The 23971-nt window shown below is 30.2% G+C and carries 18 protein-coding genes; 14 read left to right on the plus strand and 4 right to left on the minus strand.

Translation table 11 applies throughout. From position 1 onward, the window contains the following. The first annotated feature begins 527 nt into the window (after positions 1–527). The 12 genes from FAY47_RS16545 to FAY47_RS16600 all read left to right on the plus strand — a co-directional run bounded on the left by FAY47_RS16545 (position 528) and on the right by FAY47_RS16600 (position 17378). The gene (locus FAY47_RS16545) at positions 528–2744 is read left to right on the plus strand and encodes a serine hydrolase domain-containing protein (RefSeq protein ID WP_243129647.1); all 2217 of its coding nucleotides are present in this window, start codon (positions 528–530) and stop codon (positions 2742–2744) included. A 354-nt stretch (positions 2745–3098) separates the two neighbouring features. Next, positions 3099–4736 carry an extracellular solute-binding protein gene (locus FAY47_RS16550; RefSeq protein ID WP_143318045.1) on the plus strand — a complete coding sequence of 546 codons (1638 nt, stop codon included), beginning with the start codon at positions 3099–3101 and terminating at the stop codon, positions 4734–4736. A gap of 158 nt (positions 4737–4894) precedes the next feature. Then, positions 4895–6715: a histidine kinase gene (locus tag FAY47_RS16555; protein WP_143318046.1), complete on the plus strand. Its 1821-nt coding sequence runs from the start codon at positions 4895–4897 to the stop codon at positions 6713–6715. 14 nt (positions 6716–6729) lie between these two features. Continuing rightward, entirely contained in the window at positions 6730–7989 is a 1260-nt protein-coding gene (locus tag FAY47_RS16560; protein WP_143318047.1) for a response regulator, read from the plus strand. A gap of 445 nt (positions 7990–8434) precedes the next feature. Beyond that, entirely contained in the window at positions 8435–9175 is a 741-nt protein-coding gene (locus FAY47_RS16565) for a glycoside hydrolase family 16 protein (RefSeq protein ID WP_143318048.1), read from the plus strand. Positions 9176–9229: 54 nt separating this feature from the next. Beyond that, a complete protein-coding gene (locus tag FAY47_RS16570; RefSeq protein WP_185966874.1) occupies positions 9230–10651 on the plus strand; it encodes a cellulose binding domain-containing protein in 1422 nt (473 codons plus the stop codon). A gap of 525 nt (positions 10652–11176) precedes the next feature. After that, entirely contained in the window at positions 11177–12145 is a 969-nt protein-coding gene (gene nikB / locus FAY47_RS16575; RefSeq protein WP_185966875.1) for a nickel ABC transporter permease, read from the plus strand. Position 12146: 1 nt separating this feature from the next. Next, positions 12147–12977: a nickel transporter permease gene (gene nikC, locus FAY47_RS16580; RefSeq protein WP_143318049.1), complete on the plus strand. Its 831-nt coding sequence runs from the start codon at positions 12147–12149 to the stop codon at positions 12975–12977. A gap of 15 nt (positions 12978–12992) precedes the next feature. Beyond that, positions 12993–14525: an ABC transporter substrate-binding protein gene (locus FAY47_RS16585; RefSeq protein ID WP_143318050.1), complete on the plus strand. Its 1533-nt coding sequence runs from the start codon at positions 12993–12995 to the stop codon at positions 14523–14525. Beyond that, positions 14522–15343 carry an ABC transporter ATP-binding protein gene (locus FAY47_RS16590; RefSeq protein WP_143318051.1) on the plus strand — a complete coding sequence of 274 codons (822 nt, stop codon included), beginning with the start codon at positions 14522–14524 and terminating at the stop codon, positions 15341–15343. Before FAY47_RS16585 ends, FAY47_RS16590 begins: the two co-directional genes overlap by 4 nt. Next, complete coding sequence (locus tag FAY47_RS16595) at positions 15315–16271, plus strand: ABC transporter ATP-binding protein (protein ID WP_143318052.1); 957 nt, start codon at positions 15315–15317, stop codon at positions 16269–16271. Before FAY47_RS16590 ends, FAY47_RS16595 begins: the two co-directional genes overlap by 29 nt. A gap of 183 nt (positions 16272–16454) precedes the next feature. Further along, positions 16455–17378 carry a DMT family transporter gene (locus tag FAY47_RS16600; RefSeq protein WP_143318053.1) on the plus strand — a complete coding sequence of 308 codons (924 nt, stop codon included), beginning with the start codon at positions 16455–16457 and terminating at the stop codon, positions 17376–17378. 220 nt (positions 17379–17598) lie between these two features. Here the strand turns inward: FAY47_RS16600 and FAY47_RS21295 are convergent, their stop codons facing one another. The 3 genes from FAY47_RS21295 to FAY47_RS16610 form a co-directional block, all read right to left on the minus strand. Further along, entirely contained in the window at positions 17599–17868 is a 270-nt protein-coding gene (locus tag FAY47_RS21295; protein WP_347562805.1) for an SIS domain-containing protein, read from the minus strand. 12 nt (positions 17869–17880) lie between these two features. Continuing rightward, positions 17881–18447: a MurR/RpiR family transcriptional regulator gene (locus tag FAY47_RS16605; RefSeq protein WP_243129648.1), complete on the minus strand. Its 567-nt coding sequence runs from the start codon at positions 18445–18447 to the stop codon at positions 17881–17883. A 66-nt stretch (positions 18448–18513) separates the two neighbouring features. Beyond that, the gene (locus tag FAY47_RS16610) at positions 18514–19365 is read right to left on the minus strand and encodes a Cof-type HAD-IIB family hydrolase (protein ID WP_143318054.1); all 852 of its coding nucleotides are present in this window, start codon (positions 19363–19365) and stop codon (positions 18514–18516) included. 221 nt (positions 19366–19586) lie between these two features. Between FAY47_RS16610 and FAY47_RS16615 the strand changes: the two genes are divergently transcribed. Both FAY47_RS16615 and FAY47_RS16620 read left to right on the plus strand, forming a co-directional pair. Further along, a complete protein-coding gene (locus tag FAY47_RS16615; protein ID WP_143318055.1) occupies positions 19587–20201 on the plus strand; it encodes a sugar O-acetyltransferase in 615 nt (204 codons plus the stop codon). Between the two features lie 266 nt (positions 20202–20467). Continuing rightward, positions 20468–21523: a C45 family peptidase gene (locus tag FAY47_RS16620; protein ID WP_185966876.1), complete on the plus strand. Its 1056-nt coding sequence runs from the start codon at positions 20468–20470 to the stop codon at positions 21521–21523. Positions 21524–21666: 143 nt separating this feature from the next. Here FAY47_RS16620 and FAY47_RS16625 read toward each other — a convergent pair. Then, positions 21667–23971 (minus strand): cellulose binding domain-containing protein (locus tag FAY47_RS16625; protein WP_279232129.1); only part of this gene is annotated, 2305 nt, incomplete at its 5' end.

Consider the following 23971-nt stretch of genomic DNA (forward strand, 5'->3'; position numbering starts at 1 on the left):
GATTTTAGTGGGTTATTTTTTTTATGTTAAAAAATATTTAAGTTATAATTTCATCCAATTAATCATAAGGACTTTCATTAATTGAATCTTCTGTTCAAAAGGCCATCGCTAAGTACGTAAATAATAGTGAAGTAAATGAAAATGCAAAAAATATGGTTGAAAAATATGAAAAAAGAAGATCTATATTTTGAAGCTGTGGGGAAGGAGTTTTGAGAATGACAATTGCCAGCAAACCTAGTTATATTGAAAATGGATTTAGGAGTTTGCTTGATTGGGTTGTAGAAAAATCGTGAAAGTTAATGTTTCTGAATGCGGCAAACATTAGCTTTATTTTCATTCAGCAAAAACCTACAAAGAAGAGAAGCGAAATAAATAAAAATTAAATCTATATTAAAAAAACTTAAGGTTTATTTTAGAAATATATCCTTTAAGTTCCATAATATAAGTGATATTATAAAACAATATAATAATTGAGTGTATTAGCTATACATGAATTGTTAGAAGATAAAAAAAGGGGGAATATTAAAATGAAAAAACGTGTAGTTTCACTTATTTTGGTAGCATTAATAAGTGCATCATCAAAGTCAGTTTTCGCTGTAGATCAAAATTCAATTGGGATATTGGATACAAAGAACCCCAATAATACAATTACACTAGATCTTGCACCTAAAACAATTGACGGACAAAAAATAAAAATACCAGATACAAATGATGTTCAAAAGTTCAGAAGGGAAAATAATAGTCAAGTTAAAAGTGTTGCAGATAATGGTTATGAACAAGCAAAAGCAGTTGCAGAACAAAAAGCTTCAAGCTTAATTTCTCAATATGGAAGTACAAGTGTACAATATGCTTTAGTAGATAATGGGAAAATTGTACTATCTGGTAATGCAGGGGCATATTCAAAAGAAGAAAATAAATTATTAACAGCCGATAATATGTATGGAATTGCTTCTGTTAGTAAAATGTTTGTAACAACAGCAGTAATGAAATTAGTGGATGAAGGTAAAGTTAACCTTGATGCTCCAGTAAACCAATATATTAAAGAGTTTAGGATGGCGGATGATAGATACAAAAAGATTACAGTTAGGATGCTTTTAAATCATTCATCAGGCTTAATGGGTAGTTGTTATTCTAATGCACTTCTTTTTGGAGATAATGATACTTATGCACATGATACCCTTTTAGAACAATTAAAAACACAACGATTAAAGACAGATCCAGGTACTTGCTCAGTATATTGTAATGATGGATTCTCTCTTGCTGAAATTTTAGTAGAACATGTAACAGGAGATAGTTATACAGAATATATAACAAAAAATATTACAAATACTTTAAAAATGAATAATACTAAAACACCTGTCAGTAAATTTGATAGAGATAAATTAGCTAAGACATATTATCCAGAAATAAATAACGCTGTACCCACAGAAAATTTAAATTCCATTGGTGCTGGTGGAGTTTATTCAAGTGCAGAAGATTTATGTAGATTTGCAACAACTTTTACGCAAAATTCAAATAAAATTCTTTCGAACAATTCTTTAAGTGCAATGGAGAATAAGGAATACTTGAAAGGAATTTGGCCAGAAGAAAAAGATAATATACTAGGTTATGGATTAGGCTGGGATAGTGTAAATCTTTATCCTTTCAACCAATATAATATTAAAGCACTATCAAAGGGCGGAGATACTGAGTTTTATCATAGTTATTTAACTGTTTTACCAGAACAAAATATGGCTATAGCAATACTAAGTTCTGGAGGTGGGAGTAACTCAGATGGTGTAATGGCTCAAGAAGTACTTCTTGCTGCTTTAAAGGAAAAAGGTGTAATTAGTGATATAAAACTAGATAAGACTTTTACTCCACCACAAAAAGTAGCTGTTCCTTCAGAGCAAAAAAAATATGAAGGTTTATATGAATTGTCTCAAGGGTTTATTGATGTGAAAATAGATGAATCAGGTTCATTAATATTATCCAATCCTCTAGAACCACAAGGAGCTAAACAAACTTTATATTATACAAAGGATGGAACTTTTGTAACTAGTGATGGATCAACAAATATAAAATTTGTAGAAGAATCAAATGGGGAGACATATCTTGAACAGTTTGGCTACTTAAATCTGTCAGGTTTAGGTCAAACAGTAATTGATGCCTATGTAGCACAAAAGGAAGAGGCTAATAATTTAAATGAAAGAGTTTCTAAAGTATGGGAAAAAAGGTATGGGAAAAAATATTACTTATTAAATGAAAAGTATTCTTCAGTATATTATATTCTTCCACTTGAAGCAGTACAAAGTATCGATGTAAAAGGAATTGAAGGATATTTTGGTATAGATAAAATAGTAGATGAAAATTCAGCAATTTCTACATTAGATGGACCAGGCATGATGTCAAGGGATCAAAATGATTATAAATTTTATATGAAGGACAAGCATGAATATCTAAGTGCAGGAGGTAGAGTTTATGTAGAAGAGGATGCAATGAAAGCTTTACCAACAAAAGATAAGTTCTCTTGTAAAATTGGTAAGGATGGATATGCTAAATGGTATGCTATTGGTGATGAATCAGCTGATAAGAAAATTACTGTAGATATACCTAAAAATGCAGCTTTTGTAGTTTATAATAGTAATGGCAAAGTACTAAACAATTCTTTAATTTCAGGCAGTAATAAGGTTACCTTACCTAAGGATGGTAAAATCGTATTTTTAGGTGGTTCACATGCTAAGTTTACAATAAAATATGAATAAAAATATCCTATACTTATGATGTACAAGCTATTTTTATAATAAGTAGGAGAAACTAGGGAAGAAGTTATATTTCGTAAATAGAAACATGAAATATAGCTTTTTCTTTTTAAATTCATAAATATAGAGAGAATTATGAAAGGAAAATTCCATGAAGATGGAGCTTAAAATTTGACTAGTTTATTTTTTTATAGCATTCATATCAAGTAATAGGAGAAAAATGTTATAATTACAATATATTATTATTTTTAAGGAATAAGTATATATTTATCAAAATATGAGATTGTTTGTAAAGATAATAATTATCTATTTTGTATACGTTATACATAAGAGCTGAAGCTATAGGAGGTATGATTTATGTGTTCACAGAAGCGAAGGGTTTCAAAAATAATTATTATTTTTATCATGTTTTCTATAATATTTGCCTCGGTTAATATATTTAAAAGAAGTCATGAAGAAATTAAGAAAGAAAACAGTGCAAAGAACGAAGAAGGATGGAAGTCGGATACTTCACCAATAACTTTTGATTGGTATGTAAATTATCCATGGTTTACAACTAAGTGGGGAAACAATTCTGTATCTAGCTATGTTACAAGAAAAACTGGTGTAAGTATAAATTTTATAGCTCCTAGTGGAAATGGAACAGAAAAGCTAAATGCCATGATAGACAGAGAAAGCTTACCAGATTTTATTACTATAAATGCTTGGGATGATGAGTATCGAAACATTATAGAAGAAAAATTAGCTTTACCTTTAGAAAAATTGGCAGAAAAATATGATGCTTATTTTTTCAAGGTTACAGATAAACAAAAGTTGGAGTGGTATAGAGAAAATGATGGAGAGGTATATTGTTATCCTAATTTTTCTTTGTCTATAAGAGATACTAAGGATTATAAAGAAGAAAATCCTTCTAATCAAACCTTTTTAGTAAGAAAAGATATATATGAAGCAATAGGAAAACCAGATATGAGAACTCCAGAGGGCTTTTTAAGTGCACTAGAAAAAGCAAAGGAGAAATTCCCTACTGTAAATAATCAGCCACTCATACCCTTAGGATTAGATGAGTTTAATGATTCAGGGAATTTATCTTTAGATAGCATTCTCCCTAATTTTTTAGCAATACCTTTTGAGAAAGAAAGTGAATTTTATGATCGGTTAACTGATCCTGAATATGTAAGATGGTTAAAAACTTTAAGGAAAGCCAATGAACTTGGATTACTTTCAAAAGATATATTTGGGGATAAAAGAGATCAGATGGCAGAAAAGATTGTTAATGGCAGATATTTTGCAATGCTCTATCAAAGAACTGATATGGTTGAACAGCAATTAGAATTGTATAACGCTGATAAAGATAAGATTTACATACCAGTTGATGGACCAGCTAACTCAAAACTTCAAGAGCCTAGATTATCTTCTGATAGCATTTCTGGATGGACTGTAACATTTATATCGAAGGATTGTAAGAATCCTGATAGAGCTATAAAATTTTTAAGTTATCTGATAAGTGAAGAGGGAAACCAGGATTTATATTTAGGGGAAAAGGGTGTTTTGTGGGAAGATGTTGATGGAAAAAAACAATTTAAACCAGAAGCAATGGATTTGTTAAATAGTGATAGAAAAAGCTTTTATGAAAAATATGGAGCAGAAAAAACATATTGGATGCTTATGGACACTAATTTAATAAAGAAATTGGAAGCACCAGAACCAGAACCACTAAAGATATTAAAAGATTGGACTAGAGGAAAAACTTATAATTTTTCTATATACGATCACACAGCTCCATATGGAGATACTGAGGAAGGTATAGCTTATTCTAAAATAAATAGTAAGTGGAAAAATACTTTGAAAAGCCTACTTTTAGCAAATAGTGATGATAAATTCGATAAGATATTTGATGAATTCTTGAATTATAGAGAAAGGGAGGGATATGAAAAAATACAAGCTTATAGACAGAAAAAATTTGAAGAGAACAAGAAAAGACTTAATATAAAGTGAAACTTTTCAGGTGGAGTTTAACTCCAGCTGAATTTAGTTGAACTTATACCCTCAAGGGGCACCAAGTCTAGGAGCGTGCAGACGTTATCTCTCACTTGGGAGTGTTACGGATGCTAGATATCAGATAAATTAAGTAGTTTTAGGATTAGGAGTTTTCAATGAAAAGTTATAATGGATCATTTATAAAAAAGAGCTTAATGAAAAAATTGATAATTGCTTATATATTAGTTATTGCAATTCCCATAATGGTTTTTTCTGTATATTCATTTAGATCCCTTAAAGCAAATGCAAAAAAAGATGAAGTAAATAAGCATAGCTATGAACTTAATCTTGAATACGATACTATTGAAAAAAACATCTATATTATGAGAAATATAATAGATACAGTTATAAATAATAAAGATGTTATAAACTATATTGATCCAGAGAAAAGCATAGACACAAAAGAGCTTATAAGTTTTAATAACATATCATATCGCGGGCTGTTGAACCTACAAAATAATAATCCAAATGTAAAACAAATAAATATATTTGCTAACAGCTTAGATGTTAACGAAATTTGGCCATTGATATATAAAAAAGAGAGAGTTGAGGATAATAATTGGTACAAACAAACTTTAGATAAAGATGGTGCTGCATACTGGAATGTAAATAAATATGATAATGATATTAAAATTTATTCAAAAGCAAGTGAAAAGTCTGGAAACTTGGTTGTTTCACTTAATAAAGAAATTAAATCTGTAAAGAACAAAAATATAGGAATAATAAGAGTAACGATGTTATCTAAAGATTTTTTCCCCAATATGTTTAATGAAGATAAGCTGGGAAGTGGACAAATATTCCTTTTTAATACAAAAAGTTTAGAGTTAAATACAGATGAAAATAATTCTTTTTTACAGAAATTAAATTTTGATAAAAAACAGTTTGGAGAATTTATTAAGGACAAGTTAGGTGATAGTAATGGTGAAATATCATATAAACAAGGAAGGGAAAATTATACTTTATTATATAAAGAATCACCAATAGCAAATAATTATTTAGTATGTGTTATACCTTTAAACAATATTAACCAAAGTATAGCAGATTCAAAAAGAACTTTATTATTTCAAAGTTTGTTATTACTAATACTGTTATCCATTATTATATATTTTGTTACAAAAACGATATTAAAGAGATTGTATTTAATTATAAATTCAATTAAGGAAGTAAGAACAGGAAATTTATCTGCTAACATACCTGTATATGGTAAAGATGAAATAGGTATATTAGCTTATAATTTTCGAGAAATGATGAAAACAATAGACGAATTAATAAAAGAAAATATTAAAAAAGAGATTGTAGGGAAAGAAACAGAGTTAAAAGCATTAAAGAGTCAAATAGATGCACATTTTCTATTTAATACTCTTGAAAATATAAGAGTAATGGCCTTAATTGAAGAAAACTATGTAGTGGCTGATTCTTTGGTTTCTTTAGGAGATATGATGAGGTATAACATAAAATGGGAAGATGATTTTGTGTCATTAAATGAAGAATTAAACTATATTAAGAAGTATATTTCATTAATGACTTTGAGATATGAGTATGATATAAATTTACATATTAATGTAGACAAGCAGTTTTTAGATTTAAAAATTCTAAAATTAATTATTCAGCCTCTAGTGGAAAATTCAGTTAAGCATGGACTTTCAGAAAAACTAAGAAGTGAAGAGGGAAATATTAATATATTTATGGAATCAGATGAAACTTATTTATATTTAAATGTAATGGATGATGGAAAAGGGATGAATAGAGCAGCGATAGAAGCTTTGAAAAATCATATTAATGGGAATATAGATAAAAGATTTGGGCTAGGTATTAAAAATGTAAATGACAGAATTAAACTTTTTTATGGCAAAAGCAGTGGCCTTGATATTCAATCAGAGCAAGGAAGTTATACAAGATTTACAATTAGTTTATATAAGCAGAAAGGTTTTACTTAAAAGGAGGGATTCGTTTGTACTCAGTAATGATTGTAGATGATGAGCCAATTATTAGAATGGGATTGGAGAAAACTGTTAAATGGGAAGAGTATGGATTTAAGGTTGAATGTGTATGTACTGACGGAGAAGAGGCTTTAGAGCAGCTTAAAAGGCAAAAAATTCATTTTATAATTACAGATATCAAAATGCATAAGCTTAGCGGAATAGAATTATTAAGAAATCTAAGGAACATGGAGCTTGATACTGTTGTGGTACTTTTAAGTGGATATGATGAATTTTCATATGCCCAGGAAGGTCTTAGACTTGGAGCTTTTGATTATATACTAAAGCCTTTAGATCGTGAAAAACTAGAAAATGTATTAGTTGCTGTGCATAAAAAATTAGTTGAAAGTGATAAGAAGAATTATGAATTCAACATTAATAAAACAATATCTAAAGAGAAGGTTTTGTACGACTTATTAAGAGGTAAAAACTTAATGGAGATGGATGAATATATTTTAAAATATAACCTTCCTATTATTAAAAATAAGGTACAAGTGGCCATTGTTGAAATAAATGATATTGTTATTAATAGTGAAGAATTAATTGGAAATGATAAAGGAGACTATTTAGAGAAGAGTGTTGTATGTATTATTGAAAAAGAGTTGAAAAATAATGGTGTTATACACTTTTCAATAATAGATGGTGAATTGGGAATGAAATTTATTATTGCACAAGCAGAAAATATTGAATCAACAGATTTTGATCATATATTTTCAGATGCATTGAGAAGTATTCTTAAAACAAGTAATGAGAAATTTGAAATAGAAATAAACATAGGCATTGGAAAAGTATATAATCATATATATTCCTTATACAAAAGTTACTTAAATGCAAAGGAAGCATTGAATTACAAATATATTTTAGGAACTAATAAACTTATCCATTTTAATGAACTAAATCAGGGATATAATGTAGTTCAGAAGGCACGTGAGTATGTGCTTAATCATGTAGAAGAGGAAATTACTTTAACATCTATTTCAAATCATTTGAATATAAGTAAAAACTATTTTTGTTCTGTATTTAAGCAGCAAACTGGAGAGAACTTTTTAGAATATTTGACTAAGGCTAAAATGGATAGAGCAAAAATTTTGTTGAAAAGATATGATTATAAAGTATATGAGATTAGTGATATATTAGGTTATAAAGAAACAGCATACTTTAGCAAACTTTTTAAAAAGCATACAGGATATACACCTGCAAAATATAAGAAAAATAGTAAGAATTTCCTATAAAATAGTAAATTTGTGCTATTTTTATTGGTAAATGATTACAATATAATGAAGATGACATAGATAATAAAGAGTAGTTAGTTTAGGCTAAAGCTTTCTATATCAGAATTCCATCTCCATTACTGAATAAATGCTTTACGATAGGAATCTAATACTCTTTAGGCAAGTAGTAAATATTATTAAGTACTAAATATGACCTTAACCATTCTTGTAAATTGGGTAAGGTCATATTTATTTGTAAGGATATATGATTATATATAGTAATTTGTTCCTATAAAATAGTAAGTTTATGCTATATATTGAAATAAGATGTGGATATATAATAAAGATACATAAGTGGTAGATAAAAGTGACTAATATTTAGTAAAACTATAGGCTTAGTTATGTAATTATCACTTTGTAAACGTTTGTTGAATTTTAAAGCAAATAAAAATTAGGAGGAATAAATATGATAAAGAAAAAATTAAAAACTTTAGCTTGTTCTGTATTAACATTAGGGGTTTTTGCATCAGTAGCATTATTATCTACAAATGCTCATGCAGCAACTACATCTAAGATGGGAGAAGATTTTAGTTATTTCAATACAAGTAATTGGTCAAAGTCAGATGGATGGTCAAACGGTGACATGTTTAATTGTACATGGAGAGCTAGTAATGTTAACTTTTATGGAAATGGGCAAATGGAACTTTCTATAACTAAGGATAATAAAGGTGGATCAGTACCATATGCAGGTGGAGAGTATCGTTCAAATAATAAATACGGTTATGGATTTTATCAGGTAAATATGAAACCTGCAAAGCATACTGGAGTAGTTTCTTCATTCTTTACTTATACAGGTCCTAGTGATAATACTCCATGGGATGAAATAGATATAGAGTTCTTAGGAAAAGACACCACAAAGGTACAATTTAACTATTATACAAATGGTGTAGGAAATCATGAATATCTTTATAATTTAGGTTATGATGCATCAAATTCATTTCATACTTATGCGTTTAATTGGCAACCAAATTATATTGCATGGTATGTTGATGGCAGAGAAGTGCATAAAGCAACTACTAATATTCCAAAACATCCAGGAAAAATTATGATGAATTTATGGCCAGGGATTGGTGTAGATTCTTGGTTAAATCATTTCGATGGAGTAACACCAGTAAAGGCATATTATAATTGGGCGTCTTACAATTAAACTAAATAAACATTATTTTGGAAGATAACAATATGAAAATTGTGGGGGGATAAAATGAATTTGAAAAGAAAAACTAAATCATTTCTTGCATTAAGTGTAATATTAGTATGCTCTTTAGTTCTATGTGGAAATGGACAAAAGGCATCTGCAAGTAGTACTAGGGAGATAAAATATGGAGCTTTTTTTGCTGATCAGCCAACAACACAAGGTATAAAGGATTTTGAAAACTTGCAACAAAAACACCTTGATGTAGTAAATATGTTCATTAATTGGAAAACTAACTTTTCTGATATAAAAGCAAACTTTGATGCGGTATATGGAAATAATTCAAAAATGTCGCTTACATGGGAAGCTTGGGGTATGTCTAACTTAGATATAGCAAATGGACTAAAAGATGAATATATAAGACAAATGGCTCAAGATATTAAAACTTATAATAAAGATATAATTATAAGATTATTTCATGAGTCAAATGGTAATTGGTATGACTGGGCTTTAGGAGACAGTAAAGTAAATACAAATGAAACATTTATAGCTGCATTTAGACATGTTGTAGATATATTTAGAGAAGTAGGAGCTAGTAATGTTAAGTGGGATTTTAATGTTAATGCTTCAAGCGTGGGAAAAGGTGCTAGTTATTTAGGTAATTATCCAGGTGATGATTATGTAGATATTATATCTATGGATGGATATAACTGGGGTACAACTCAAAGCTGGGGTAGCACTTGGCAATCTTTTGATGAAATATTTTCACAAGCTTACAATGCAGTAAAAGTAAAAAATAAACCTATTTCAATATCAGAATTTGCAGCTACAGAAATAGGGGGGGATAAAGCTGAGTGGTATACAGATGCTTTTAATAGTATTAATTCAGATAAATATAGTTTAATTAATACAATTGTTACTTTTAGTATAGATAAAGAAACTGATTGGAGAATAAATTCTAGTGAGGCTGCATTAAAGGCATATATTGCAGGGATACACATGTCTGACTCTGTAAAACCAAGTCAGCCAGAACAATCAGGTAATCTTAAAGTACAAGAGTTTAATAATTCTTTATCAGGTACAGCAAATACACTTAGCCCAAGATTGAAGGTAATAAATACAGGAAATACAGATATTAACTTATCAGATGTAAAAATACGTTATTACTACACTAGTGATAATGAAAAAGAACAAAAGTTTACTTGTGATTGGTCTTCAATAGGCGCTAACAATGTAATTGGAACATTTGTTAAAATGCCTGAAGCTAAATCTGGTGCAGATAATTATTTAGAGATTAGTTTCGGAAATGGAGCTGGTAGCCTTGGAGCAGGTCAAAGTATAGAAATACAATCTAGAATAAACAAAACAGATTGGACTAATTATACACAGGTAGGAGACTATTCATTTAATTCTACAGCATCTACTTATGGTGACTGGAATAAGGTTACAGCATATTTATCAGATAATTTAAATTGGGGAATGGAACCATAATATACTGGTACATCGCCAGATTTAATGTAAATACTATTTTATTATTTAAATAAGTTACAGGTTAATAAAAAATAATCATATATAATATCTAAGAGTAAAGTCAATGTTTCTAAATGAAGAGAACATTGACTTTATTTTTATTCATCAAAGTCAGCTTTCGTTATAGATCAAAATTCAATCGGTAGTTATTTAATACTTTAAAAATGTAATTTCTGGGTTTTAAAAGAGCACTATCATAGCTGATAAAGGGGCTAAATAGGGATTTTTCTAAATTTCTATTGAATTGGATTCAAGTTTAAGAAATCTAATCATGAACAAGTAATGGTTAAATAAAATAAATTATATTGCTATTTAATAAAAATTCATATATAATGATTTTACAAATTAACTGATAATAAATATCATTTACAGTTAATACTAAGTATCGCCATTATTTCTGGTAGAATTCATTGAAAATCCTAAGAGATTTATATTGTTTATAAGAAAAAATAAATGATGCTTAATAAATATTAAAAAAGAATTCTGATGATAAATAGAGAGGGTGATGAAAAGAAATTGAGAAAGTACATAATACACAGATTAATATATGTTATACCTGTTTTATTCGGAATAACATTTTTAACATTTGCGCTCACATATCTTTCGCCAGGTGATCCAGCAGAATTAATGCTTAGTGCTACTGGAAATACACCTTCACAGGAGCTTATACAGCAAGTTAGAGAAGGATTGGGATTAAATAAGCCATTTTTCGTTCAGTATTTGAATTGGCTAGCAAGTGTGTTTAGTGGCGATTTTGGAATTTCCTATAAATATAGTAAGCCGGTATTAGACTTGATATTAGGAGCTTTACCTGCAACCTTTAAGCTTGCGGGATTAACAATGTTAATGACAGTGATTGTAGCACTTCCTCTTGGAATACTATCAGCTCTCTATAGAAATAGGTTATTAGATAACGTAATAAGAGGGATATCGTTTCTTGGAATATCACTTCCAGCACCTTGGATAGCAATAATTTTAATGTACATATTTGCTCTGAAGTTTAAACTGCTTCCAGTGATGGGAAGCACAAATTGGACAAGTATTATATTGCCTTCAGCATCTATGACTATTTTAATGGCTTCCAGATATGTGCGGCAGGTAAGGGTATACATACTTGAAGAGATATCTCAAGATTATGTAATTGGTGCAAGAGCTAGAGGAGTTAGAGATAGATCTGTATTGTTAAGGCATGTTCTAAGGACAACTTTATCACCAATTATAACTCAATTGGGATTATCCTTTGGGGTGCTACTTGGAGGTGCGGTTATTATAGAAACCATATTTTCATGGCCAGGAGTGGGGAAATTAGCTATAGAGGCTATATTTACTAGAGATTATCCACTAATACAAGGCTATGTTGTATGGATGACTATTATTTATATGTTGATTAATATGTTAGTCGATATTTCATATTATATTTTAGATCCACGTATGAGGCTAGAAAAGGGGGCTTAATTTGGAAAGTACAATCTTAGCTATAAGAAAAAATAAATCATTCGTAGTTATTTGTATGTTAGCATTTGCTTTAGTTACAATAGGCATACTTTCACCATATATAGCGCCCCATGATCCTCTTAAAACAGATATGACGAATTCACTTAGGGGGCCAAATGCTATATTTCCACTAGGTACAGATCAATTAGGAAGGGATTTGTTTTCTAGAATTTTGTATGGTGCATTGAATTCTTTAAAAATGACGTTTAGTTTAGTTATAACAGTATTTATAATTGGAACAGCATTAGGAACACTAGCAGGGTATTGGGGAGGAATTGTTGACACAATAGTAATGAGATTTTGTGATATTTTCCTTGCATTTCCTGGGATTATTTTTGCTATTGCAGTTGCAGGAGTACTTGGGCCTAGTTCAATAAATACTGTTATAGCCTTAGCTGTAGTACATTGGCCTAAATATGCACGCTTAAGTCGTGGATTGGCCATGTCTGTAAAAAGAAAAGATTATATTAAAGCTGCAAAAATGGGAGGAGCTAAGGAGTATCAGATAATTTTGAGGTATGTGTTCCCTAATATTATCTCAGCCCTTATTGTAATGGCTACAATGGATATAGGAAGCATGCTACTCGAGATTTCATCCCTTTCATTTTTAGGTCTTGGGGCTCAGCCACCTACTCCAGAATGGGGATATATGATTAATGAAGGTAGAACCTACATACAAACTGCCCCTTGGCTTATGGTATATCCAGGGGTTGCAATGTTCATAACTGTAACTATATTTAATTTACTTGGAGAAATCATCAGAGATATATTAGATCCCAATAAACAATATTAAGGAGAAGATTAGCAAATGAAGAATAAAGTAGCGATTTTAAGTTTAGTAATTATGTTGTTTACCAGCCTTGTTGCTTGTACAAAAAACAATTCTGTAAATAATGAACCAAAAAACATTGTAGTTGGATTAAATCTATATCAAACCAATCTAGATCCTGCTCTTGAGTGGAATGGTTGGTATGTTTCAATGTATGGTATAGGTGAAACTTTAGTGAAGTTTGATAAAAATATGGAGATAGTACCTATGCTTTCTGATTCATGGAAAAAGGTTGATGATTTAACTTGGCAGTTTCATGTTAGAGAAGGTGTTAAGTTTCAAAACGGTAATCCACTTACAGCAAGTGCTGTAAAGTCATCCATGGAAAGAGCATTAAAAGCAAATCCTAGAACACAAGAAATGTTAAATGTTAATTCTATAACAGCAGATGGGCAGGAGCTTACTATAACTACTAAAGCACCCCATACAACACTACTTGGAAATCTTGCAGATCCTATAAATTCAATAATAGATACTAGTGTGGCTGAGGAGACTATAGCTAAAAATCCAGTGGGGACAGGTCCATTTAAAATTAAGTCATATGCTGATGGTGCTGAGGTAGTAGTAGAAAGATTTGAGGATTATTGGGATGGAAAAGCACTAATAAATCAGGCGACTTTCAAGTATATTAAAGACGACAATACACGTTCAATGGCACTACAATCAGGTGAGATAGATGTAGCTAACAATGTGTCAATTAATAATTTATCTCTATTTGAAGATAAGTCTAAATATGCAATAAGTACAACTACTAGTCTTAGAATAGTGATGTCATATTTTAATTTCAAAAACGAATTCCTAAAAGATCCAGCAGTTCGTAAGGCTATTGCTTTAGGAGTAGATAGAGAATCTTATGCAAATACGTTACTAAAGGGTACTGCTGTACCTGCAACTGGACCTTTCCCAGGATCATTGCCTTTTGGAGATAAGAATCTTACAGGATATAAGTATAATAAAGCTGAAGCTACTAAAATATTAAGTGATGCAGGATATAAAGATACTGACGGTGATGGAATAGTAGAAAAAGATGGTAAGAAGTTATCTTTAAGTATTGCTGTATTCCCAACACGTGCAGAGATTCCTGTAATCGGGGAAGCAATGCAAGCGCAGCTTAAAGAAATTGGTATAGATGCTAGCTTAAAATCTTATGAAACAGTAAATCCAGTATTAAAAAGCGGAGAATTTGATCTTTGCTTATACAATGTAAATACAGCAACTACAGGAGATCCTCAGTCATTCTTAGAGTTATATTTTAAAACAGGTGGAAATACAAACTTTGGGAAATACAGCAATGCAAATGTGGATGCCCTAATAGATCAATATAAAAATGAATATGATACTCAAAAAAGATATGATATAGCTACAAAAGTGCAACAGATTCTAATTGATGATAATGCTGGTTTATTCTTAGTTACACCAATGAGTAATAGAGTAAGCAAAAATACAGTTAGTGGAATGGATGTTTATCCAATTGACTTCTATATGTTGGATAATAAAGTAGACTTAAAATGATAAGTGAAAAAATTCTAGATATAAATAATTTATGTATAAACTATGGGAAGCAAGCTTCTATAGTTAAAAATGTAAGCATGTCAATTAAACATAAAGAGATAGTTGGGATAGTAGGTGAAAGCGGAAGTGGAAAGTCAACACTTCTGCGTTCAATACTAGGTATACCCCCTATTGGAAGTAGTATTTCTTCTGGAGATATTATTTTTAAGGATAGAAATCTTCTTGAATATTCTAAGAAAGAGTGGAGAGAGATTCGAGGCAATAGGATAGCAATGATATTTCAAGATGCAGGGAGGTCATTAACGCCTATATTAAAGATTGGAGATCAATTTATTGAAACTATAAGGAGTCACTTTAATATTTCTAAGCTTGATGCACATGATAAAGCTGTTGATATGCTTAGAAAAATGAGGTTGCCTGATGCAGAGCGTATAATGAATTCATATCCTTTTGAGCTTAGTGGTGGGATGAAGCAAAGAGTTGCTATAGCAATGGCAATGACAATGGAACCAGAACTTCTCCTAGCTGATGAGCCTACAAGTTCCCTTGATGTAACTATTCAAGCACAGGTTGTTAGAGAAATGATGGAGCTTAGAGAAAATTTTAATACAAGCATAATAATAGTTACTCATAATATGGGGGTAGCGTCTTATATGTGTGATAAGATTGGAGTAATGCGACAGGGTGAATTAGTTGAGTGGGGGATTAAAGATCAGGTTATAAATAGTCCACGAAGTGAATATGCTAGAAGTCTATTAGCAGCAGTGCCTGAACTAGGAGGATACAATATTGAGGAAAAAGAAAGAAGCAATACTTAAGGTAAAGAATCTTACAAAGAAGTTTAATTTACAAGATGGCAGAACATTAACTGCAGTTGATAATGTAAGTTTTAAATTATTTCCAGGTGAATGTTTAGGGATTGTTGGTGAAAGTGGATGTGGTAAAAGTACTATAGCAAAAATTCTTACTCAATTAGAAACTGTGACTTCAGGTAACATAATTTATAATGGTAAGGATATTACTAATTTAAAGGGCGAAGAGCTTAGACAAAATCGAAAGAAATTCCAGATGGTATTTCAAGACCCTGTTGAGTCATTCAATCCTCGTATGAAAATTGGAGATATTGTAAGTGAACCACTGCTAAACTTTAATCTTATGAATAAACATGAGGCTAAAGCAGAAACAAAAAAATTACTTAAAATGGTTGGCATAACTGAGGATTTTACGAAAAGATATTCTCATCAGCTAAGTGGTGGGCAAAAGCAAAGAGTTGCAATAGCCAGAGCAATATCCCTAAATCCTGAAATTATAATATGTGATGAAGCTACATCTGCTTTAGATGTTTCTATACAGGAACAAGTGATTGAGCTTCTTATGAATTTGCAAAAAGAGAGGAATTTGTCTTATATTTTTATTGGCCATGATTTGGCAGTAGTTAGAAATATAAGTCATAGAATTATAGTAATGTATCTTGGACAAATTGTTGAAGTAATTGATAGTGATAAGCTTGTTACTGATGCTATCCATCCATATACTAAAGCATTATTGGATTCAGTTTTTTCTATTAAAATGGGAAATAATAGTGAGATAGAAGGCATAAAAGGGGAGCCGCCAAGCCCTTTAGATATACAAGCAGGTTGTGTGTTTTGTTCTAGGTGCACAAAATGCATGGATAAATGTTTAAATGAAAAACCGAAGCTAAAAGAAATAGGAAGAAATCATTCTGTTGCTTGTCATTTATACTAAGTATAGAAAAGATTATTTTGACTATTAGATAATGAATTGTCGAATAGAAATAGCACTGCTTATGATATATAAAAGTTATAAGTAGTGCTTTTTATTTTAGTTAGTAGATAAAAAATGCTCATTAACTATAAGTTACAGAAACATAGGAATGATATATGAAGACAGGAGTTGATTTAGCTAAAGATGATTAAATTAGATATAGAAAAAATATTTACAAACAGAAAATATATAATTTTATTAGCAATTTTATGTACGTTTTTGTGGGGAAGTGCATATCCAGCAATTAAACTTGGGTATGACGTATTTGGGATAGGTTCAGATGAGAGCTTTTTAAAATTAATATTCGCAGGATATAGATTTTTAATAGCTGGGATAATTTTAATTGTTATACAGAAGTTAATGGGGAAGAGTATAATGCCTAAATCTATAGGAGATTTCAAAAAGATTACGTTATTAGGGGCTATATATACTTTGATGCAATATGTATTTCTTTATATAGGTATGACTAATACCACAGGGGTAAAGAGCTCTATACTTGGATCTTTAGGTTCGTTTATAAATATTTTTCTTGTTCACTTTATTTATATGGACGACAAGCTATCAAGAAAAAAGATTATAGGTTGTATTATTGGTTTTCTATCAATTATAGTACTTAACTTTGAAATAGGAACAATAGGTAGCTCATTCAACTTAATGGGGGATGGACTTCTAATTTTTTCAGCATTAATGGGATCGATTGGAAGTATATATAATAAAAATTTAGTAAAGACTAACGATGTTTTTGTTATAACAGGGTGGCAACTTATATTGGGGAGTTTAATGCTTATAATAATAGGAAAATCAGCTGGTGGAAATCTACCTATTATATCTGCAGAATCAGGAATATTACTATTATATATGGCACTTATATCATCAGTGGCATTAGTGATATGGTCTACCCTATATAAATATAATAAAGTAGGAAATATAACTATGTATAACTTTTTGACACCTATATTTGGTGCAATATTATCTGCTTTTTTACTTGGAGAGTCAATATTTGAAATTAAAAACTTGGTAGCTTTGACTTTAGCCTGTATTGGTATATGGATTGTTAATCGAAAGTGATGATTAATTTTTTAATTTTTCAGAAAATAGTTTGCTATACATTGCGTTGGCATAATTAAGAAAAGGGATATTACAAGCAATATGAAGCTTGCAATATCCCTTTTTCCTATTACAACAGAGTATTCTATGAAAAATACACTATAAGGATAAATATGAAATCAGTTATTAGGTTATATAATATTGAAATATCAATGCATTGTTGTAAGTATAAAATTTACACTTACTTTTCAGATAATTGTTTATATGCATTAAGTTTATAGCTTACATTTTTATCATAGTCAAATTTAAAATAACATGTGTATATACAATCTAAAACATATAATAAAGATAATCTTGTTGAAAAAGATGAAATTTTATTAAAGTGATTTTCATTTGAACTCAAATACAAGTGATAATTTGCATATTTGGTAATAGGATTTTCATTTGTAGAAGAAATTAAAATAATAGGTATTTTATTTGTTTTTAATATATTAGCTATTTTTTCTATTATTACTCCTCTACCTTAAAAGGAAACTATTATTGCAACATGAGTTTTATCACTGGTTGATGCAGTTAAAAGTTGATGATACTCTTCAATTGGAACATTAATAAAGGTTCCAATTTCCTGCATTTGAAACTTAAAGTTATCTGCAAAATAAATATTTCCAGCAGATGTATAAAAATCAATGTGCTTGGCGTTTTTTAAAACATTAGAAATTAATCTTAATTGTTCAAGATCTATTAAATTTAATGAAGAAACTAGTGTTTGTTCATATAATTCTTTCATTTTAAGTACAATTTGGTTTTGTGTTTCATTTTGGTTAAATGGATAGTTATAATCTATTGAACTATTTTCTTTTAAATACTCATTAATAGATGCAGATACTTGCACTTTCAATTCTGATAGACCTGATAAATCTAGTTTTTGGCATAGTCTATAAATAGTTGAGGTTGAAATAAAGCAAGCTTCACTAATTTCAAGAGCACTCATTTTTACAAAGATTTCAGGATTGTCTTGCATATAGCTAACCAATGTTTTTTCATTTTCAGTTAAGTCGATTAGCTTATTCAATTTGCTAAAAATATTCACAAAGATCACCTCATGAATATTATATAATATTTTATTAAAGTTTAGTGGTGTGTGGTTAAGTATAGTTTAAATATCTATATGAGTTATGTACTCACTTAGCGTATAAGCAATACCATCATCTTCATTAGATAAAGTAACTTCATTAGCAATAGCTTTTAAATCATCTACTGCATTAGCCATGGCTACCCCTATACCAGCATATTTAACCATTGATGCATCATTGTGACCATCTCCAAAAGCAATCATTTCTTCTTTTTTATATCCCATAGGAATTAGTACAGTATCTAACGCTTTAGCCTTATCAATTCCTTTGGCAGTAAATTCAAAGTAGAAATCTGCCGTAAACATACAACTTAAAGTATCTTTAAAAGGTTCCATCATTTCATCATAATGGTTTTGTAAATATTCAGGATCACCTGCAGTTAAGATTTTGTTTAATGGATAGTCAGCAAAGGCTGCTAAATCATCCTTTTCACATAACTTGAATTTGCCACCACGCGATTCGTATTGGATTATGTTAAGAACCGTATCATTATAATGTATCTCATTATTAAAAACATCATTAACGTACATATAGTTACCTTTATCAATCATAGGTTTAACATCAAATTTCTTCATATGTTCAAGTACTGCTTGTCCTTGTTCGATGGTCATAGTTTCATTAAATAGAACTTTGTTAGTTTCACAATCAACAACCTTAGCACCATTAAAAGAAACTAAAAGTCCATGATTTTCATCCATCTTTAATTCTTTAGCAAAATCCATTAATCCAGATGTAGGCCTTCCTGAGGCTAAAATTAAAATAGCTCCACTTTTTTGTGCTCTTATTAAGGCATCTTTAGTTTTTGGGGTAATTACTTTTTTACTATTAGTTAATGTGCCATCTACATCCATAATAATTACTTTTATATTACTCATATATCTTCCTCCTAGCTTTCTTAATTTGATTATACTAATATCGTTTTCGTAAATGAATAGATTAATTAAAAAATGAATAATATCTATCAAAAATAATAAGACTAGTAAATTATAAATGAAAGGAGTTTATCATTTTGTTTTTGTTTTTCCTTAGGTGGATTTACATAGAGCTTTATATAATTTACTATTTACAAATAGAGCTAAAAAAAGGAGGATAAAAGATGAATCAAAAAGAAAGAATGCTAGCAGGATTACCATATAAAGCTTGGTTAGATGGTCTTAGTGAAGAGAGAATGGAAAATAAGTTGAAAATACATGAGTATAATTTACTTTCTCCAGACAAAACAAATAGAATGGAGGAATTAATTAAAGATATATTAGGGAAAACTGGTGATAAAGTTTTTATAGAACAACCATTTCGCTGTGATTATGGTAAGAATATTGAAGTTGGTAATAACTTTTTCGCCAATTATAATTGCACAATACTAGATGTAGGGAAGGTAACAATTGGTGAAAATGTTATGTTTGCACCTAACGTTTCAATTTATACAGCAGGGCATCCAATTCATCCTAAATCAAGAAATTCAGGTTATGAATATGGTGTTGAGGTGGTAATTGGAGACAATGTATGGATAGGAGGAAGTGTTGTCATAAATCCTGGAGTTCATATTGGAAATAATGTTGTTATAGGTTCAGGAAGTGTTGTTACTAAAGACATTCCGGATAATATGATAGCAGTAGGAAATCCATGCAAGGTTGTTCGTGAGATTACAGAAGAAGATCGTAAATATTATTATAAAAATTGTAAATTCGATGTTGATGATTACAGCATTTAACCATGACTTATAAGTTAATAAGTATAATTTAATTATAAAATATTACTGGAATTTAAAGTTTTCAGTAATATTTTATTTTTATGAGATAGTTAAGCGATTTACTAAAAAATTAAGTTGTTTTATTTCTTGACAAAAGAAATAGTAGGGAATAGAATTAAAACAAATTTACAAAAATATGAAAATATGCTATATACTTACGCTGAATATATTTTTGTCTGTAGAGATAGGTAAGATTAATTTTAATGAAGGTGAAAGGAGAAAATACAATGAAGAATCTTAAAGAGTTTAAACTTATTGAATGTCAAGGTACTCCTTATGAAATCGGGCGGCAATGGGGGGAAGGCTGTAAAGACAGTATCCTAAAAATTTCAGAAAATATTTATAATAGCATGACACTTTTTCACAAAGCATCAAAGGAAGATGTTATCATTAGGGCTATGAAGTTTTTTCCTGCGGTTCAAGCATTCGATCCCTATTTAATTGAGATAATGCGTGGTCAGGCTGACGCAACTGGACTTAGTTTTGAAGAAATATTTACTCAGAAATGTTATAATGAGCTCACTTTCTGTTATGACAATATCTCAGGACTTTGCACTTCATTTGCAGTAACAGGAAAGGCAACACAAGATGGGAAAACTATACTGGGACAAAATATAGATTTTCTTCCTGAAGTTCCTATAGATCTATTAAAAATTCATCACGCCAATGGTCTTAAACAATTCATATTAAGTTTTTCAAATTCAAGCGAATTTACATTTTCATCTACTGGATTCGGGATGTGTGCAAACGCTACTATAGGTAAAAATTACGCATTTAATATTCCTGTAGGATGTTACCTCCCAAGAGTTATGAGAGAGAAAAATATTAATGATGCCATAAATATCCTTAAACAAGTTGCTCGTGGCCTTGGTTACTATCATTTAGCTGATAAAAATGGGCATATGTTAGGTATTGAGAGTATTCATAACGACTTTGAACTTATATATCCTGAAAGGGATATAATATTGCATTCTAATCATTATATTACAGAACGATTCAAGGAAGTTGATACTGCACCACAATTGCAGCCAGACAGCTACCATCGTTTAGATAGAATTCTCAATTTAATGAATCAGCATTATGGAGAAATAAATATTGAAATCATTAAGAAAATCTTGGTGGATCATGACAAAAAGCCAAATTCTATATGCAGACACATTGATTCTACTGTTCCAGTATCATCAGCGACACTTGCATCATTTATCATGGTACCTGAAGAAGGGGCTATATATATAGCTGCTGGCAATCCTTGTGAATACGAGTATGTACGATATGAGTTTTAGAATATAGTGATTTTATAGAAGAATTAAGTTATAAAGTAGTGGATTTCAAAGAAAATTTTATTTTTTAGACAAAGAAAGGCAGCTCAAGCTATTTAAAAATAGCTTGAGCTGTTTTTTGAAAAATTACTATTAACAGTTATTATTTATTGAGGTTCTATACCATTAACGTTTATTCCTTTTACATACAGACATATCTTATCATTAGGTGAAAAACCTCTTGAACTTTGTGTGTTTAATGAGTAATCATTAAATCTATTATATACCCTACAGAAATTTAGATTATAAATTCTGCAATGTATTTCAATTTCATCTCCTGGCATAAAGACTGTTCCATCATCATCAAATGAAAGATTTAAAACTGTATTACCAGAGTTGTCCCAAGTAAAATTACCGTTGATATTGCTTCTTATTCCTCTATTATTGATTGAAATGTAATCACAAGAAAATATATTGCATCTTATTCCATCACTTGTAAAGAAGTACTTTAAATTCATATCAGAGAATTTTATTTGTTTATTTGAAATATTTTTTATCTTTATTCTAGGATAAAGAGTATGGGTATATTGTACTTGTTGGTTTGCATCTTGAGATAAAAGTGTAAAGTCATTACTTGTTATTTTTGTATCATCTACAACATCTATTTTAGGCTCTGTTCCGCAAACTTTATGACCTTTGTAGTAAACAGGTATTCTGTCATTTTTTGAATACCATTCAGTGTTTAATGAGTAATCGTTAAATTTATTATATATCTTCCAATTTGGCTCATGAATTCTTCCTTGAATCTCTAATATTGCGCCTGGTTTTAGCTTTCTATTACCTTGGAAAGAAAGAGTTAATGTGCTATTTCCAAAATTATCTCTAACAAAATTACTTCTTACGCTACATGTTATTGGATAACAATTTAAACCAGCCCAATCACATTCAAATATACTTTGTCCATTTCCTTCATTTGTAAAGAAATATTTTAATTGAAGATCTGCTAAGTTTATTTCTTTATTTGATGTATTCCTTACTATTATTCTTGGATAAAGTGTATTACTAAAAGGACATAATTGGAAGGCATCCCTTGAGTATACTTGTATATCTGCATCTGATATTTCCATTACATAGATTTCTTTTTCTATTGTAGTTGTAAGGCCAGCAGCATCAGTAACTGTAATATTTACTTTGTAAGTACCAGGTTTATCAAGAATATAGCTTGTACCCTTTGCAATAACTTTTCCAGTAGCATCATTTGGTGCGAAAACAGTCATCTTTTCAGTAGCTACACCAGAAAGATTGTCATTTGCAATATAAGCAGGTAGTATACTACCAATTGTATATTCATTATCTAGTTTCATTTCTATAGTTGGTGCAGTTTTATCAATTTTTACGTAAGTAGTGTTAGCAATTTCAATATTTCCAGCAGTATCAATAGAGTAGAAGGAAATCTTGTGACTACCTTCTTTAGTTACTGTAAAAGTAGTACCTTCTTGATAATCAGCATCATCAATAGAGTAGAAAGTTTTAGCTACACTGGTAAGTGCATCAGTTGCAGTTAAGTTAACTGTTACATCATCTTTAGACCAGTTAGTAGGTGCATTAGAAGTAGTAACAGGAGCTGTTTTATCAATGTTCACATAAGTAGTATTAGCGGTTTCAGTGTTTCCGGCAACGTCAACAGAGTAGAAGGAGATCTTGTGAGTACCTTCATTAGCTACTGTAAAAGTAGTACCTTCTTGATAATCAGCATCATCAATAGAGTAGAAAGTTTTAGCTACACTGCTAAGTGCATCAGTTGCTGTTAAGTTAACTGTTACGTCACCTTTAGACCAGTCAGCAGGTGCATTAGAAGTAGTAACAGGAGCTACCTTATCAATCTTCACGTAAGTAGTATTAGCAGTTTCAGTGTTTCCAGCAGTATCAATAGAGTAGAAGGAAATCTTGTGAGTACCTTCATTAGCTACTGTAAAAGTAGTACCTTCTTGATAATCAGCATCATCAATAGAGTAGAAAGTTTTAGCTATACTGCTAAGTGTATCAGTTGCAGTTAAGCTTACTGTTACGTCATCTTTAGACCAGTCAGTAGGTGCATTAGAAGTAGTAACAGGAGCTGCTTTATCAATTTTCACATAGGAAGTATTAGCAGTTTCAGTATTTCCAGCAGCATCAACAGAATAGAAGGAAATCTTGTGAGTACCTTCATCAGCTACTGTAAAAGTAGTACCTTCTTGATAATCGGCATTGTCAACTGAATAGAAAGTTTTAGCTACACCGCTAAGTGTATCAGTTGCAATTAAGCTTACTGTTACATCATCTTTAGACCAGTTAGTAGGTGCATTAGAAGTAGTAACAGGAGCTGCTTTATCAATTTTTACATAAGCAGTATTAGCAGTTTCAGTATTTCCAGCAGCATCAACAGAGTAGAAGGAAATCTTGTGAGTACCTTCATTAGCTACTGTAAAAGTA

The organism is Clostridium sp. HBUAS56017 (genome assembly GCF_007115085.1).
Lineage (GTDB): Bacteria > Bacillota > Clostridia > Clostridiales > Clostridiaceae > Clostridium > Clostridium cibarium.